General features: G+C 68.3%; 13 protein-coding genes. 6 read left to right on the forward strand and 7 right to left on the reverse strand.

Features of this window, described 5'->3' with window-relative positions:
• Window positions 1–61: 61 nt before the first annotated feature.
• Together C1706_RS06940 and C1706_RS06945 are read left to right on the forward strand one after the other, a co-directional pair.
• The gene (locus C1706_RS06940) at window positions 62–1,366 is read left to right on the forward strand and encodes a glutamine synthetase family protein (RefSeq protein ID WP_241653490.1); all 1,305 of its coding nucleotides are present in this window, start codon (window positions 62–64) and stop codon (window positions 1,364–1,366) included.
• A 140-nt stretch (window positions 1,367–1,506) separates the two neighbouring features.
• The gene (locus C1706_RS06945; RefSeq protein ID WP_164987470.1) at window positions 1,507–2,076 is read left to right on the forward strand and encodes a GNAT family N-acetyltransferase; all 570 of its coding nucleotides are present in this window, start codon (window positions 1,507–1,509) and stop codon (window positions 2,074–2,076) included.
• A gap of 34 nt (window positions 2,077–2,110) precedes the next feature.
• On the opposite strand, the gene C1706_RS06950 is transcribed toward C1706_RS06945, so the two are convergent.
• Genes C1706_RS06950 through C1706_RS06970 form a run of 5 tightly spaced genes read right to left on the reverse strand, consistent with a single transcriptional unit; the run spans window position 2,111 to window position 7,494 of the window.
• Window positions 2,111–2,578, reverse strand: coding sequence for a sterol carrier family protein (locus C1706_RS06950; RefSeq protein WP_129458503.1), 468 nt, complete (start codon window positions 2,576–2,578; stop codon window positions 2,111–2,113).
• A complete protein-coding gene (locus C1706_RS06955) occupies window positions 2,575–4,356 on the reverse strand; it encodes an HlyD family efflux transporter periplasmic adaptor subunit (protein ID WP_129458504.1) in 1,782 nt (593 codons plus the stop codon). The genes C1706_RS06950 and C1706_RS06955 overlap by 4 nt, the downstream gene beginning before the upstream one ends.
• A complete protein-coding gene (locus tag C1706_RS06960; protein WP_129458505.1) occupies window positions 4,356–5,579 on the reverse strand; it encodes an ABC transporter permease in 1,224 nt (407 codons plus the stop codon). The genes C1706_RS06955 and C1706_RS06960 overlap by 1 nt, the downstream gene beginning before the upstream one ends.
• Window positions 5,576–6,265 carry an ABC transporter ATP-binding protein gene (locus tag C1706_RS06965; RefSeq protein WP_129458506.1) on the reverse strand — a complete coding sequence of 230 codons (690 nt, stop codon included), beginning with the start codon at window positions 6,263–6,265 and terminating at the stop codon, window positions 5,576–5,578. The genes C1706_RS06960 and C1706_RS06965 overlap by 4 nt, the downstream gene beginning before the upstream one ends.
• Window positions 6,262–7,494 (reverse strand): efflux RND transporter periplasmic adaptor subunit, encoded by a 1,233-nt coding sequence (locus C1706_RS06970; RefSeq protein ID WP_129458507.1) that lies wholly within the window; start codon window positions 7,492–7,494, stop codon window positions 6,262–6,264. The genes C1706_RS06965 and C1706_RS06970 overlap by 4 nt, the downstream gene beginning before the upstream one ends.
• 76 nt (window positions 7,495–7,570) lie before the next feature.
• Here C1706_RS06970 and C1706_RS06975 point away from each other — a divergent pair, with 76 nt between their 5' ends.
• The 3 genes from C1706_RS06975 (at window position 7,571) to dprE2 (ending at window position 12,817) form a co-directional block, all read left to right on the forward strand.
• Complete coding sequence (locus tag C1706_RS06975; RefSeq protein ID WP_129458508.1) at window positions 7,571–10,537, forward strand: bifunctional [glutamine synthetase] adenylyltransferase/[glutamine synthetase]-adenylyl-L-tyrosine phosphorylase; 2,967 nt, start codon at window positions 7,571–7,573, stop codon at window positions 10,535–10,537.
• A gap of 103 nt (window positions 10,538–10,640) precedes the next feature.
• A complete protein-coding gene (gene dprE1, locus C1706_RS06980; protein WP_129458509.1) occupies window positions 10,641–12,056 on the forward strand; it encodes a decaprenylphosphoryl-beta-D-ribose oxidase in 1,416 nt (471 codons plus the stop codon).
• Window positions 12,056–12,817, forward strand: coding sequence for a decaprenylphospho-beta-D-erythro-pentofuranosid-2-ulose 2-reductase (gene dprE2 / locus C1706_RS06985; RefSeq protein ID WP_129458510.1), 762 nt, complete (start codon window positions 12,056–12,058; stop codon window positions 12,815–12,817). Before dprE1 ends, dprE2 begins: the two co-directional genes overlap by 1 nt.
• Here dprE2 and C1706_RS06990 read toward each other — a convergent pair.
• Window positions 12,814–13,851: a Gfo/Idh/MocA family protein gene (locus C1706_RS06990; RefSeq protein ID WP_129458511.1), complete on the reverse strand. Its 1,038-nt coding sequence runs from the start codon at window positions 13,849–13,851 to the stop codon at window positions 12,814–12,816. The two genes, dprE2 and C1706_RS06990, sit on opposite strands and share 4 nt — an antisense overlap.
• A 105-nt stretch (window positions 13,852–13,956) precedes the next feature.
• On the opposite strand from C1706_RS06990, the gene C1706_RS06995 reads away from it, so the two are divergent.
• A complete protein-coding gene (locus C1706_RS06995) occupies window positions 13,957–14,805 on the forward strand; it encodes a sulfurtransferase (RefSeq protein ID WP_129458512.1) in 849 nt (282 codons plus the stop codon).
• 86 nt (window positions 14,806–14,891) lie between these two features.
• On the opposite strand, the gene glnA is transcribed toward C1706_RS06995, so the two are convergent.
• Window positions 14,892–16,322 (reverse strand): type I glutamate--ammonia ligase, encoded by a 1,431-nt coding sequence (gene glnA / locus C1706_RS07000; protein WP_129458513.1) that lies wholly within the window; start codon window positions 16,320–16,322, stop codon window positions 14,892–14,894.
• Between the last annotated feature and the right edge of the window lie 50 nt (window positions 16,323–16,372).

The raw sequence follows: 16,372 nt of genomic DNA on the forward strand, positions 1-16,372 counted from the left end.
CGTAACAGCGCCCAGGCAGACTGACCGCATGGACAAGCAGACTGATTTCGTCCTGCGCACCCTGGAGGAACGGGACGTGCGGTTCGTCCGCCTCTGGTTCACTGACGTGCTGGGGTTCTTGAAGTCTGTGGCGATCGCGCCCGCCGAACTCGAAGGTGCGCTCAGCGAAGGCATCGGGTTCGATGGCTCGGCCATCCAAGGGTTTGCCCGCGTCTACGAGTCGGACATGGTCGCGCACCCGGACCCCTCCACGTTCCAGTTGCTGCCGTGGCGCGGCAACCCGGGCGGGACGGCTCGGATGTTCTGCGACATCGGCCTGCCGGACGGCTCTCCATCGTTTGCTGACCCGCGGCACGTGCTCAAGCGCGCCATGCGGAAGGCCGCCGACATGGGATTCACCTACTACGTGCACCCCGAGATCGAGTTCTACCTGTTCAAGCAGCCCATCATCCCCGGCGAGGTGCCGACCCCGGTGGATCGCAGCGGCTACTTCGACCACACCACCGCTACTGCCGGAACCGACTTCCGCCGCTCCGCCATCAGCATGCTCGAACAGATGGGCATCTCGGTGGAGTTCAGCCACCACGAGGGCGGCCCCGGGCAGCAGGAGATCGACCTGCGCTACGCCGATGCACTGTCCATGGCTGACAACATCATGACGTTCCGCGTGGTGGTCAAAGAGGTCGCGGTCATGCAGAACCTCTTCGCCTCGTTCATGCCCAAGCCGTTGGCCGACCAGCCCGGCTCGGGCATGCACAGCCACGTCAGCCTGTTCGAGGGCGACACGAACGCCTTCTACGACGCGTCGGGGGAGTACAACCTCAGCACGATCGGGCGCCAGTTCGTCGCAGGCCTGCTCCATCACGCTTCGGAGATCAGCGCAGTGCTGAACCCCTGGGTGAACTCCTACAAGCGCCTGGCCGGTGGCGGTGAGGCCCCCAACTACATCTGCTGGGGCCAAAACAATCGCTCGGCCATGGTGCGCGTCCCCATGTTCAAGCCGAACAAGTCCTCTTCTGCGCGCATCGAGTTGCGCACCGTCGACAGCGCGGTAAACCCCTACCTGGCCTACGCGCTCATCCTCACTGCCGGGCTGTCCGGTATCGAGAACGAGATGGTGCTGCCGGATCCGGCCGAGGACGACGTGTGGTCCCTGACCGATCGGCAACGCGAAGCGCTCGGGATCAAGCCCCTGCCCAACAGCCTGGACGCCGCCGTGCGGGCCATGGAGACCAGCCAACTGGTCGCCGACACTCTCGGGGAGCACGTCTTCGACTTCGTTTTGCGTAACAAGCGGGCCGAGTACGCCGAATACATGCGTCAGGTCACGCCGCTCGAACTGGGCAAACTGCTGCCTTCGTTGTGATCCGTGGCGCTTCCGCGGTCGTGACCTCACCATCGTGAGGACGCGGCCGCGGTTGCACATGCGCAGCGGTTTCCCCGCCGCGTCCGAGGGATGGAGACGCTCGAACAGGCGCCATGCGCGTGTGCCATCGTGGACGAATCGTGAACACGCTCTTCGCTCCCTTTGAACCTGAATCCTCCGGCACACCGATGCCGGAGGCTCATGTGCGCCTAGGAGTACGCGGGGACCTCCCCCACACCGGGGCTCTGGCGGCCCAGCGCGAAGGCGGACTCCCCGCCGACTGGATCGCTCAGCATGCGCGTCGCTTCGAGACGGACGGCAACCAACTCTTCGTCGTCGAAGCCGAGGGTGCGATCATCGGCTACGGGTGGGTGTCCTTCCTCACCCCGGTGGATCATGGGGGCCGCAACGCACCCGATGGCTGGTACCTCAGCGGCGTCGTGATCGCCCCGGACGCCCGCCGCCGTGGGCTGGGGCGTCGCCTGACGCAAGAGCGCATCGACTGGGCGCTGGAGCGCGGATCGGCCGTCTACTACGTGGTGGCGGCGTCGAACTGGGCTAGCCGTGCTCTGCATGGAGAACTCGGCTTTGAGGAACTCACGGACGACTTCCGGATGCCGGGCGTCGTCTTCACCCGCGACGATGGCTTGCTATGCCGTCGGGTCGAGCGCCCTGACGCCACGGTCACCGAGTTGGCTTCACGGCGCTGATCCCCAGGCCGAGGGCGAGGACCGGTTTGACCCCTCAGGCGAGAAGGTCTCCCAGGTCGGCATGGGCGCCACTAGCCCGCACCCGATGGTCGGCCCGCGCATCATGCCAGGAGAGATGCCGGGAGACGAGCAAGAGCCATGTCGCGGCGTCCGTCTCCACCACATTGGGCGGTGTTCCCCGGGTGTGGGCTGACGCGACACCGACCATGCCGATCTGCACGGCGCCGAAGGGCGGAATCCGCACCTCAACCAGCTTGCCGGGGTGTTGCTCCTCGAGCCGCGCCAGGCTGGTGCGCACGGCGGCCGCAAGATGAGCACGGGGGAGGGTAAGCCCGGCCGCCAGCGCGGCGCAGACCAGACGCTCCTCGGCCCGTGAGGCGTCGGCGGGCTCGGTGGGCGCAGGAAGCTCCAGGAGCCGTCGGACGTCAGGCTCGGGCGTCCCTGTGAGGGACATCCGCAGCGACGCCAGCCGGGTCAAGGCGCCGGCATCGGGACGCTTCACCTGCTGGGAGTCGGGGTGGGGGATGCGGAGGAACCGCGCCCCATATCGGCGCCGAGACCGCCAGGAACCGGGAGCCGTCGGTCCGCGAGGACGACGAGCTGACCCTCGCGCAGCCCGGACGTGATCTCGATCCGTCCGTCGCCTTGACGCCCGGTGGCTACGGTGACGGTGTCAGCGGTGGTTGCGTAGGCGTCGCCAGCGACCTGAACGGTGCCCGCGTTCTCGGAGGTCTTCGTCACTGCGGACATGGGCACGGTGAGAACGTCGGTGGCGCGCGCCAGATCAAGGCTGACCTGGGCGTAGCTGCCCTGCGGCAGCGTCTGGCCGGGATCGTCGGCATTGAGGCGGGTGGGGTAGGCCGGCTGAGACCCTGTGGTGGCGGGCAAAACGCCAATCGACGCCACGGTGCCAGTCAGCGAGGGACGCGTCGCGAGGTGACCCACCTGGGCGGCGACGCCTGCAGCGACCAGCGGGCGATCGGCCAGCGGAACATTCACGGTGATGGAGACCGCTCCCGGGCCGACGATGGTCGCGGACTTGCCTGCCGAGGACTCCCCGACCGTGAGGCTCAGCGCGCCGACCACACCCGAGATGGGGCTCGTGATGGTTGCCTGGGACAGATCAGTCTCGGCCCGGTCCACGCCCTGCTGGGCCTGCAGCACGGCGGCGCGGTCACTGGCAATGGTGGCGTCGGTGACGGTTGCCCCGAAGTTGGCAGCCATCTGCTTGGCCATCTCCGCCTGGGCCGCCTTCATGGCCTGTTCGGAGGCCTGCCGGGCAGCCACTTCAAGGTTGGCCTGGGCTGCCGCGACCGCAGCCATGGCCTGCTGCGTTTGCTGGGACAGGCCCTGGGCCGCGGTGGCGATCGCTGCTCCCGCGTTGCCCTCGGCTGTCGCGAGTGCGCCCAGCGCATCGGAGCAGGCGGTGACCTGATCGGCCATGCCCGCGAGCTTGTCGAGGTCGGCCCGCGTGATCGCGGGCAGGCTGGGCGTCGGGGTCGCCGACGTCGCCGTGGTGGAAGAGGATGGGCTCGCGGTGGTGGAATCGGTGGGAGAGGGGGGCGTCGTGGGCGCGCTCTCGGTGGTCGAGGGGGACGCCGAAGGAGACACGGGGGCTGTGGCGGTGCTCGTCGGCCGGGCCGACGGTGTGGGCAGCGCGGTCGGCAACGGAATGTTCTTCAGCCGCTGGAGGGCCTCGAACACGGGGGTGCACTTCTTTTGCTGGTCCTTGACGGCCACCTGCAAGGCCGCCAGGGAGTCGTTCATCGCCGTGACATAGGTGGGGGTGCCCGTAGGCAGGCTGCCCTTGCCGCCGCCGGGGGTACTCGGGGGCGTGGTGCCCCCACCGGGGACGGCACCGCCGGGGGCGCCCATCCCGCCTGCGGACGGGAGACCAGCCTGGGTCCGAGCCGAACCGGCCTTCTGCGCGGCGAGATCGGAGTCGAGTTGCGCCTGGGTTTGCGTCAACCGGGCGCGCGCTTGGAGTAACGCGAGCCGAAGATCGGCCGGGTCGATGGAGGCGAGCGCTTGCCCCGCACTCACCGTGTCACCGACCTGGACATTCACGGCGGTGACCATGCCAGCTGCGCTGAACTCCACCGTGGATGCGCCTGAACGCTCCACGGGGCCCACCAGGGTCAACTGTTGATGCAGGTCGCCGCGGGAGACCGGCGCGGTGACATACGACAAGGCACGCTGCGGCCGTGGCCACAAGGCGACGAGAAGGACCAGCACCACGGCAAGGCTGGTGCCGATGATCAGATAGCGACGGCGTCGCATCACTCGCTCCTCAGGGCGTCGATGGGGGGAAGGTTCGCGGCCCGCGCGGCGGGATAGACCCCGGCGATGACGCCGATGCCCAACGAGACCGCCAAGGCGAGCACGGTGGCGGGCAAGGAGAGCGTGACCTGCAGGTTGAGCAGCGGCGTCAAGATCGCCGCCCCCAGCAGGCCGACCAGGACGCCGAGGGCGCCGCCCAGCAGACCCAGAATGCCCGCCTCCACCATGAACTGACGACGGATCAGTCGGGGAGTGGCGCCCAGCGCCTTACGTAGGCCGATCTCGCGCACCCGCTCGCTCACCGAGACGAGCATGATGTTCATGACACCGATCCCGCCCACGACCAGGGAGATCGCGGCCAGCCCGCCCAACAGGGAGGTGAGTACCCCGGTCATGGTGTTCGCGGCGGTCAGCAAGGCCTGGAAGGTGAAGATCGAGAAATCCTGGTCGGCGGTGGTGGTCTGCCGGTTCACGGTCAGCGCACGCGTGATCTCTTGATGCGCGGCCGTGATCGACGCGTCGTCGCGCGCGGCGACGTACATGGTGTTGATGGTGAGGGCACCCGACGGCGTCGAAAGTCGCTGCGCCATCGTCGACATCGGGATGACGAGCACGTCGTCGTCGTTGGACAGCGAGGCCGACCCGGAAGACTCCAGCACCCCGATCACCACGAAGGTCTGCCCGCTGACGACGATCTCCTTGCCGACGGGAGGCTCCTGATCGAATAGCGAGCGGGCGGTTTCCGGCCCGAGAACGGCCACCTGTGCGGCGGAGGCCTGTTCCGCCTCCGTGAAGAAGCGCCCCTCACTCAACGTGCGGGCACGGACCCGCGCCCACGCGGGCAACGTCCCATTGACCTGCGTGGAGGTGTCCTTGGTGCCGTACTGGAGGGTGACGCCCGACGTCATCACAGGGGCGACGCCCGCGACATCGGGAGCGATCGCCGGATCGGAGATCACCTGTGCATCGGCCAGGCTGAAGCCGCCCGAGGACGAGCCGCTCAACCCGCTGGAGAGCCCCCCATTGCCGGGAATCACGATGAGCAGGTTCGATCCGAGCTTGTTGATCTCCTTGCCGATCTGCAGGCGGGCCCCTTCACCCAAACCGACGGTCAGCATGACGGCGGCGATGCCGATCAGGATGCCCAGCATGGTCAGCAGGGAGCGCATCCGACGGCCGTTGAGGGCCTCCCAGGCGGTGCGCAGCGTTTCAGTCCAGGTCATCGCGTCGCCACCGTGTCATCGCTGATGAGCCCGTCGGTGATCCGCAGGACGCGACGCGCTTCCTGCGCCACATCGGGTTCGTGGGTGATCAAGACGATGGTGCGTCCTGCGTGGTGAAGGTCGTGGAAGAGTTCCAAGACGTCATTGGTCGAGACCGAATCCAGGTTCCCAGTGGGCTCGTCGGCGAGGATCAGCGTCGGGTTCGTGACCAGCGCACGCGCCACGGAGACGCGTTGCTGCTGGCCACCGGACAGTTCGCCGGGTCGATGGTCAGTCCGCTCGCCCAACCCCACGCGAGTCAGCGCCTCGCGTGCGCGCTCGTGACGCTCAGCCGAGGGCACGCCCGCATACACCAGGGGGAGTTCCACGTTGCGTAACGCCGTCATCGACGGCAACAGGTTGAACTGCTGAAACACGAAGCCGATCTGGCGGTTGCGGACCAGGGCGAGGTCGGCCTCGCTCATCCGGCTGACGTCGGTCCCGCCCAGTTCGTAGGTGCCCTCGGACGGGACATCCAGGCAGCCCAGAATGTGCATCAACGTGGACTTGCCGGACCCTGACGGGCCGGTGATCGCGACGAAGTCGCCCTCCTCGACCGCGAGGCTCACTCCGCGTAAGGCCTCCACCTGGACGACGCCGGTGTCGTACACCTTGCGGACGTTCTCCATCCGCAGCAGGGCCGTCATCGGCGGGCGCTCGGGCTGGAGCTCGCGGTGGAGCTGGGGCGCGCGAACGGGTTGGCGGGGGGAGCGCTCACGGCGGTGACGACGGGGGTCAGCACATCGTCGCCGACGGCGAGCCCGGAGACGATCTCGGTTCGGTCGCCGAACTGGCGCCCCGTCGTCACGGTGACCTGGCGGCCTAGCGCGCTGCCATCAGGGACGCGCACGTGCGCGGTGTTGCCGTCATAGGAGATGGCGCGCCCCGGCAGCGTGGTCACGTCCTGCACAGTCTCGGTGGTCACCACGGCGTCCGCGCTGGACCCGGCAAATAGCCGCGAGGAGGCGTCGTTCACCTTGATGGTGACCGGGAAGGTTGCCGCTTGCCCGGCGGAGCCAGAGGCGACGATACCGACGCTGTCGACCGTGCCGGACACGTGGGTATCGGTGCCCTTCGGCGTCACGATGGCAGCCTGACCCGCCTTCAAGGCGGCGATGTCTGCGGTGCCGACCGTGGCGTCCAACTGCCAGGCGTCGGGCACCAGGATCACGAACTGGGCACCCGAGGACGCCGACGAGGCGCCCAGGCTACCGGTGGGCAAACCTGCCGCACCGCCCGCGGCACCCAGCCCCGACAGGCCGCCCAGGCGGCCACCCGTCGTTGCGCCGGACAGTGCCGAGGTGTTGATGCTCCCGCCGCCGCTGACCTGGTCACCGACCTCGACGGAGACGGTGGCGACGACGCCGGTGAGGGGCGCAGTCAGCGTGGCGTCCCGCACGCGGGACTGAGCCTGGTCCAGGGACGCCTGCGCCGAGGTCACTTGGGCCTGGGCTGCGGTCACTTGCGCGGAACTGGAGGAGGACGCGTTGCGGATGGTCTTGACCTGGGCGCGGGCGGCGTCGAGTTGGGCTTGCGCCAGGGCGACCGCGTTACGGAGATCGCGGTCATCGACGGAGGCCAGCGTCTGGCCCTCCTTGACCGACTCCCCGACCTTGACCGCAACGGATTCGACCGTGCCTGCCACAGCGAAGGACACGTTCGCCTGCCGTTGTGGCGCGATGACGCCCGAGACGGAGACGCTGGTGGCCTCATTGCTGCGGGTGACCTTGACGACTTCGGTGGCCGGAGCGGCCGGGGGCCGCGGTGCGACGAGGGCGAACCAGCCCGCCACCAGCGCAATAATCAGCAACGTGATGCCGATGACCGTGACCCAACGGCGACGAGACCAAGGGGTACGTGGGCGGCGCGGCGGCATGAGGCCTACTTTCCTGTCTGACGTGCGGCTACCAATGTAGCTGTCTGCACGAAGGGGTCTTCGCTAGCATCCAGACATGGCCCTGGACCGGACATCAACACTCGTGGGCCGCTTGGCCGGCCGGGGTTTCGAGGACCCACGCCGCGCCGCCGCGGTGATGGAGAGCTGGCTCGAACACCACGACGAGGACGCGGTGATCCGCGTCATGAACGATGTGCTCGCCTCTGATGATCCCGATGTGGCGCTCTCGGGGCTGGTCCGACTCGCCGATGAGAATCCGGCCGTGGTGGACGAGGTGGTGGGTTCGCCGTCGCTGGCTCGGCGCCTGATCCGCCTGCTGGGCGGTTCAGCCGCCTTGGCGCAGCATCTCGCTGCTCACCCCGAAGCGCTGGAGGACGTGCGTCTTGAGCCTGCCCGCCACAGTGCGGCCGACGTCCGCGCCGCGTTGCTGCGAGCTGTGGGGGCAGACCCGGACGCAGCCTCCCCGGTGGGTCACGCGGACGGTGCCGATGCGCTGCGGCTGGCCTACCGCCGCCACCTGCTGCAGATCGCCGATCGGGATCTGACCGCCCCCGAGCCGATCGCCGTGGTGGCCTCGGTAGGGGCCGACCTTGCCGATCTGGCCGACGCCACCGTGGAAGCCGCCCTCGCGGTGGCGCGCGCCACGACACCCGGGTGGGAGGGCGTCCGCCTCGCGGTGCTCGCTATGGGCAAGACCGGCGCTCGAGAACTCAACTACATCTCCGACGTGGACGTCATCTACGTCGCCGAACCTGCCGTGGACGCCGACGGCACCCCGCTCGTCAGCCCCGAGGAAGCGGTCGCGGTGGGAAGCCGATTGGCCGCAGCGCTGTCGCGGATCTGTTCGGCGCATACGGCCGCGGGCACGATCTGGCAGGTCGACCCGAACCTGCGCCCTGAGGGGAAGGCGGGCCCCCTCGTGCGCACGCTGGCCTCGATGCGGACCTACTACACCAAGTGGGCCAAGAACTGGGAGTTTCAGGCGCTGCTGAAGGCACGGCCGATGGCCGGTGACCGGCACGTGGGGCAAGAGTTCGTCGACCTCGTCGCCCCGCTGGTGTGGCGCGTCGCCGACGATCCTCACTTCGTCGGGGAGACCCAAGCCATGCGGCGGCGTGTCATCTCGTTGATCCCCGCGAAGGAGGCCCAACAGGAGATCAAGCTGGGTGCGGGCGGCCTGCGTGACACCGAGTTCAGCGTTCAGTTGTTGCAGTTGGTCCATGGTCGCGCCGATGAACGGCTTCGCCTGCGAGGGACGTTCGAGGGCCTCAACGCCCTCGTGGCGCACGGCTACGTGGGCCGAGCCGACGGGGCCGCCATGGCGGAGGCCTACGCGCTGCAACGCGTGCTGGAGCACCGCATCCAGCTGTACCACCTGCGCCGCACGCACCTGATGCCCACGGACGAACCGAGCCTGCGGCGCCTGGCGCGCAGCGTCCAGTTCGATGGCCCCGACGCGCTGGTGGACGCCTGGCGGGCTTCCACCCGCAAAGTACAGCGCCTCCAACAGCGCATCTTCTACTCCCCGGTCCTGGAAGCTGTCGCGCGGATCCCATCGGACCAGGTTCGCCTCACGTCGGAGGAGGCGCAGACGCGACTGCGGGCGCTCGGCTTCAACGACACTGCGGCGGCCCTGCGACACATCGAGGCGCTCTCGACGGGCGTCCGACGGCGCACCGAGATCCAGCGCCAACTGTTGCCCGCGATGCTGGGGTGGTTCGCAGCAGGCCCCAACCCCGACCATGGGCTGCTCGCCTTCCGGCAGGTCTCAGAGGCCCTGGGCACCTCGGCCTGGTACCTGCGGGCCCTGCGGGATGAGGGCGCGCTGGCGGAGAACCTGGCCACCGTGCTGGCGTCCAGCCGATATGCCGTTGACCTGCTGCTTCGCGATCCGCAGACGGTCCAACTGCTGGGCGACGACGCGGGGGAGCGCCGCTCGCAAGAGGAGATGTCGGCGCAGATGCGCGCGGTGGCGCGACGCCACGCCGATCCCGGGGATGCGATCGAGGCCGTTCGCGCCGTACGCCGCCGCGAACTCCTGCGCGTGGCCGCCGGGGAACTGCTGGGACGCGCCGACGTGCAATCGGTCGGGGAGGCGCTCAGTGATGTCATGGCCGCCACCCTCGACGTCGCCTTGGACGTGGCCAGCCGTGTTGTGGAGGACCCGCCCCCGCTAGCGATCATCGCCATGGGGCGGTGGGGCGGCCGGGAACTCACCTTCGGGTCGGACGCCGACGCGCTGGTGGTCGTCGGGGACACCGAGGACCCGGAGGCGATCGTCAAGGCGTCGAGGATCGTGACCCGGCTGAGGGATCTGCTGCGGCGTCCCGGCCCCGACCCCGCGGTCGAGCTCGATCTGGATCTGCGCCCCGAGGGCAAGGGCGGCCCCATGGTGCGCAGCATGGCGTCCTACCTGGCCTACTACGAGAAGTGGGCCGCGACGTGGGAGGCGCAGGCGCTGTTGCGGGCCTCCCACGGCGCCGGGGATCCGACCGTGTCGGCGACCTTGTTGGCCGGTGTCGCCCCGCTGCGCTACCCGGTCGACGGGCTGGATACACGCCAGGTCGCCGACATTCGCAAGCTGAAGGCGCGGATGGAATCCGAGCGCGTCCCCCGAGGCACGGATCCGCGCCGCCACGTCAAACTGGGCCCGGGCGGCTTGTCCGACGTCGAGTGGACGGTCCAACTGGTCCAGTTGCAGCACGCTCACGAGGTGCCGTCCCTGCGCACGACGGGCACCTTGTCCGCCTTGGACGCCTCCGTTGCGGCAGGCCTGCTGACACTTGAGGATGCGCAGGCGCTGCGCGAGGCGTGGGAGATGGCGACCCGGATCCGCAACGCCACCATGCTGCTGCGCGGGCGAGGAACCGACACGGTCCCCACCGATGCGCGCGAGCGGGCCGCGGTCGCGGAACTGCTGGGATACGCGAAGGGGGAGGCGTCGTTCTTCCTGGACGACTGGACGCGTCGCGCCCGGCAGGCGCGGGCGGTGATGGATCGGGTGTTTTGGGGTTTGACGTGAGGGCTGCCTCCCCAGACCGACCTTTGCGGCGCGCTCTACGACTATGGTCGCGGTGCAACCGGTTCGCCTGCCGAGGGCGATGGGCCTCGTTAGAATCGCCTCGATGACCACGACCCAGACCCCGCCCGTTCCTACCCGGCTCACCGGCTGGGGACGCACCGCCGCAAGCACCGCTGAGGTGCTGACCACCCCCGATGTTGATCAGATCGCTCGTGCGGTCGCCCGCGCCGCCGAGGCGCGCGCTGAGGGCAAGGGTCGCGGCGTTCTCGCCCGCGGCTTGGGCCGTAGCTACGGTGACGTCGCGCAGAACGGCGGCGGGACCGTCGTCGACATGACTCAGCTCAACACCATCCATGTGATCGATCCTGATGCCGCCACGGTCACCGTGGACGCCGGCGTCAGCCTGGACGCGCTTATGAAGGCCGCCTTGCCCTATGGGCTGTGGGTGTCGGTGCTGCCCGGCACACGGCAGGTCACCGTCGGCGGTGCGATCGGCAACGATATCCACGGCAAGAACCACCATTCCGCAGGCAGCTTCGGTAACCACGTGCTGGCGATGGATCTGCTGGTTGCGGACGGTCGCGTCCTCACTTTGCGGCCCGAGGGCAGCCCGGACGACCCGGACGGTTCGCTGTTTTGGGCCACCGTCGGCGGCATCGGGCTCACCGGCATCATCCTGCGGGCAACGTTGTCGATGACGCGGACGGAGACGGCCTACTTCCTGGCCGACGGCGTCGTCACGCACACGTTGGATGAGACGATCGCGGTCCACTCCGACGGTTCGGAGTCACGCTACGACTACTCCTCTGCCTGGTTCGACGCGATCAGTGCGCCGCCGAAGCTGGGGCGGGCGGCGATCAGCCGGGGCAGCCTGGCGACGCTGGCGCAACTGCAGGAGTTCGCGCCGCAACTCGCCCAGCGTCCCTTGGAGTTCAGCGGCAAAACGTTCCTGACGCTCCCTGACGTGTTCCCCAATGGGCTGGCCAACAAGCTCACCTTCGGTCTGCTGGGCGAGGCCTGGTATCTCAAATCGGGGGATTACACCAACAAGATCCAAAGCCTCACCGGCTTCTATCACCCGCTGGACATGTTCGGCGAGTGGAACCGGGCCTACGGGAGCCGCGGCTTCCTGCAGTACCAGTTCGTCGTCCCGCCCGAGGCTGTGGCGGAGTTCAAGCAGATCATCGGCGAGATCCAGGCGTCCGGCAACTACTCATTCTTGAACGTGTTCAAGCTGTTCGGCGAAGGCAACCGCGCGCCGCTGTCCTACCCGATCCCCGGGTGGAACGTCTGCGTCGACTTCCCGATCAAGGCGGGCCTGTCCGACTTCCTGACTCGCTTGGACGCCCGCGTCCAGGAGTTTGGTGGGCGCCTGTACACCTCGAAGGATTCGCGCACCACCGCCGAAACGTTCCATGCCATGTATCCCCGCGTCGATGAGTGGATCGCCACCCGTCGCCGCATCGACCCGACTGGGGTTTTTGTCTCCGACATGGCCCGACGATTGGAGCTCATCTGATGATCGACGCCACCGGAAACCCCGGCAAGATCCTGGTCCTGGGCGGTAGCTCGGAGATCGGCCTGGCCATCGCTGCGCAGTACCTGTCCCACGGCCCGGCTGAGGTCGTCCTGGCCGGCCGCTCCGGCGACCCGCGTGAGACGGCCTCACTGGACGCGATGACGGCCGCCGGTGCGTCCGCCGCCCGCTGGATCGACTTCGACGCCACCGCCTTCAGCACCCACGAGGCCGTGATCGAGGACGCGTGGCGAGGCGAAGACGTCGACGTCGCGATCGTCGCCTTCGGGCTGCTCGGGGACGCCGAGGAACTGTGGCAGAACCAGGCCAAGGCCGTGGAGATCGCCCAGGTCAACTACACCGGCGCCGTCAGCGTCGGCGTCCTGCTCGGGCAGCGCATGGCGCAGCAGGGTTACGGGCAGATCATCGCGATGAGCTCGGCGGCCGGCGAGGTGGTGCGGCGCTCGAACTTCGTCTACGGCTCCACCAAGGCGGGTCTTGACGGGTTCTACCGCAACCTGGGCCAGGCTCTCGAACCGAGCGGGGTCAAAGTGCTCGTGATCCGCCCCGGTCAGGTGCGCACGCGCATGTCCGCTGGCGTGAAGGAAGCTCCGCTGACGGTCAACAAGGAAGACGTCGCCAAGCTTGCGGTCAACGCGGCACGGGACGGCAAGTCGCTCATCTGGGCGCCGCCGTTGTTCCAGCTCGTCATGATGATCCTCAAGCACATCCCCGGCCCGATCTTCCGCAAGCTGCCCATCTAGGCTTCGCCGGGGAACCGAACCCCCACCTGGGCGCGGATCTTATCGAGCGTGCCCATGATGGCGAGGGTTTCGGCCCACGGCAGCAGCGGGGATTCGGGGCGGCCCTCGGCCACCAGCCGAGCAAAGTGCGCGGCCTCGAACGCGAGGCCACCCGAGCCGGTGATCACGGGTTCCGGCGAGGTGCAGATCGCGCCCTCACGGGGCGCGAACGTCAACGACACAGGCGTGTAGAACCCGCTGGGCAACACGACCAGGGCCTCGGATCCGCTGATCTGGGCCCTGGTGGGCGTGCGGGCGGCCAGGGTGGTCGTCACCACCGCGTGCGCCCGTGAACCCGGGAACTCATCGAAGATCGCCGAGACCTGGCGATCCACTCCCGTGTCGGTGAGCGTCCCGCGTGCGGTGATGCGTCCCGGTGTGCCGAGCACCATGCTGGCCAAGGACACGGGGTAGATCCCCAGATCCAACAGCGCCCCACCCGCGGCGTGCGGGTCATAGAGGCGATGCGTCGGGTCGGGGGCAAACCACTGGCCATGGTCGGCGCTCACCGTCTCGATATCGCCCAGCGCCCCGTCGGCCAGCAGTTGGCGCAACACGTCGATGTGCGGCAGGAACCGCGTCCACATGGCTTCCATCAGCGTGACGCCCGCAGCGGCGGCCGCATTGATCACGGCGGACGCCTGCGCCGCATCCTGGGTGAACGCCTTCTCCACCAGAACGTGCTTGCCCGCGCTGATCGCGGCCAACGCCTGCTCGGCGTGCCTGCTGTGAGGCGAGGCAACGTAGATGGCGTCCACGTTCGGATCCGACAGGAGCGCCTCGTAGGAACCGTGTGCCGCGGCGACGCCGTGCTCGGCGGCGAACGCCTCCGCGCGGGCCTGCGAACGAGAACCGACGGCGACGACCCGTTGCGTCGTGTGTGCCGCCAAAGCGGAGACGAACGCCGAGGCGATACCGCCGGGGGCCAGGATGCCCCAGCGCAGTGTGGGCGCTTCGGCGGGATCGGGCACGCGGCTGAGCGGGAGCGTCGTCATGCGCTCATGCTAGTGAAGCGGTGCCGCAGACGAACGCTCCGCGAGAATGACACCATGGAGGGGCGGCGCGCCGGTGTCGCCCCATCAGTGCAGGAGTGATGCATCGTGATCCCACCCGTTGTCGATCAAGCTTTCCTCGCAGCGCACCCCGACGCTGTGCTCGTCGATGTGCGCTGGTACCTGGACGGGCGCTCAGGCCGGGACGCCTGGCTGTCGGGTCACCTGCCGGGTGCCGTCTTCGTCGATCTCAACACGGCGCTCGCCGCGCCACCATCGGCCGAAGCGGGTCGGCACCCCCTTCCCGAGCCGGAGCAATTCGCTGCCGCGCTGGGAGGCCTCGGCATCGGGGACGCCGACACCGTCATCGCCTACGACGACGCCGGCGGCTCCTCAGCCGGTCGGCTGGTCTGGCTGCTGCGCACCGTCGGGGTGTCCGCCGCGCTCCTGAATGGGGGAATCGCTTCGTGGGAGGGTCCCCTGGAGAAGGGTGAGGTGACCCGTGACGCCGTTTCGTTCGCCGCGCGGCCCTGGGACGCTGCGGCACTGGCCACCATCGATGACGCCGCTACGGCCCTGCACGTCGTCGACGCGCGGGCCGGGGCCCGCTACCGCGGGGAGACCGAGCCGGTCGATGCGCGGGCCGGGCACATTCCGGGCGCCATCAATCTGCCGTTCAGCGGCAACCTGGACGCCGAGCAGCGCTTTTTGGCGCCCGCGGTGCTGCGGCAACGTTTCGCGCAAGCCGGTATCAGCGACGCCTCAACAGTGGTGGTCTATTGCGGTTCCGGCGTGACGGCCTGCCATGATCTGTTGGCTCTCGAGTACGCCGGGCTCGGGCGTGCGCGCCTCTACCCAGGATCCTGGTCGCAGTACGCGGCCACGACGCGGCCACAAGCAACGGGTTCCGAACCGGGGGAGCGTCCGAGCGCCACTCCCGATGGGGTGTCGCGCTAACCACACTCCCGTGCGCTCAGGAACACGATCAGGCCCGCTCGCGCAAGCGAGCGGGCCTGATCAGTGCTGGGCGATGCCGTCAGGACTCAGAGGTCGAAGTACATCTCGAACTCGTGCGGGTGCGGACGCAGACGCAGGGCGGTGATGTCCTCGCGCTTCATGTCGATCCAGGTTTCGATCAGGTCGGCGGTGAACACGTCACCGGCGAGCAGGTAATCGTGATCGGCCTCCAGGGCAGCCAGGGCATCCCCCAGGGAGGAGGGAACCTGAGCGATCTCGGCGTGCTCCTCGGGAGGCAGCTCGTAGAGGTCCTTGTCGATCGGGGCCGGGGGCTCGATCTTGTTCTGGATGCCGTCCAGGCCGGCCAGCAGCATCGCGGCGAACGCGAGGTACGGGTTGGCCGACGGATCGGGGCAGCGGAACTCCATGCGCTTGGCCTTCGGGGAGGGCCCGGTCAGCGGGATCCGGATGCAGGCCGAACGGTTGCGCTGGCTGTAGACCAGGTTCACGGGAGCTTCGAAGCCCGGAACGAGGCGGTGGTAGGAGTTCGCGGTCGGGTTCGTGAACGCCAGCAGCGACGGTGCGTGGTGCAAGATGCCGCCGATGTACCAACGAGCCAGATCCGAGAGGCCCGCGTAGCCGGACTCGTCGGCGAACAGCGGGACGCCGTCCTTCCAGATGGACTGGTGCACGTGCATGCCCGAACCGTTGTCACCGAAGATCGGCTTCGGCATGAAGGTGGCGGTCTTGCCGGCCTCCCAGGCGGTGTTCTTGACGACGTACTTGTACTTCATGACGTTGTCGGCGGCGGCCAGCAGCGTGTCGAACTTGGTCGCGATCTCGCTTTGGCCAGCGGTGCCGACCTCGTGGTGGGCGCGCTCGATGGTCAGGCCGACACCTTCGAGGTTGCGGACCATGTCGTCACGCAGGTCGCCGAAGTGGTCAACCGGCGCGACCGGGAAGTAACCACCCTTGTACTTGACCTTGTAGCCGCGGTTCGCGTGGCCGTCGATGTCCTTCTCGTCGCCGGAAGCCCAGGCGCCCGCGTCGGACTCGATGAAGTAGTAGCCGGCGTTCTGCTTGGTCTCGAAGCGCACCGAGTCGAACACGTAGAACTCGGCCTCGGGGCCCATGAACGCGGTGTCGCCGATGCCGGTCGACTTGAGGTACTCCTCAGCCTTACGCGCAATGTTGCGCGGGTCGCGGCTGTAGGCCTCCTTGGTGATCGGGTCGTGGACGAACCAGTTCATGTTGAGCGTCTTGCTCTTGCGGAAGGGGTCCACGTACGCGGACGAGAGATCCGGCAGGAGCGCCATGTCGGACTCGTGGATCTTCTGGAAGCCACGGATCGAGCTGCCGTCGAAGCTCAGACCGTCCTCGATGATGTCGCGGGTGAGGAACTTCGACGGGATGGTGAAGTGCTGCATCACGCCAGGCAAGTCACAGAAGCGGACATCGACCGTCTCGATGTCGTTCTCCTCGATGTAGGCGAGGAGCTCGTCGGCGCCTTGGAACATGGGTCCTCCGAAGTGGTAGGTAGCTTTCTGCGCGAAACGCTAGTGATGCA

The sequence above is a fragment of the Propioniciclava flava genome, assembly GCF_004126535.1.
GTDB lineage: Bacteria > Actinomycetota > Actinomycetes > Propionibacteriales > Propionibacteriaceae > Propioniciclava > Propioniciclava flava.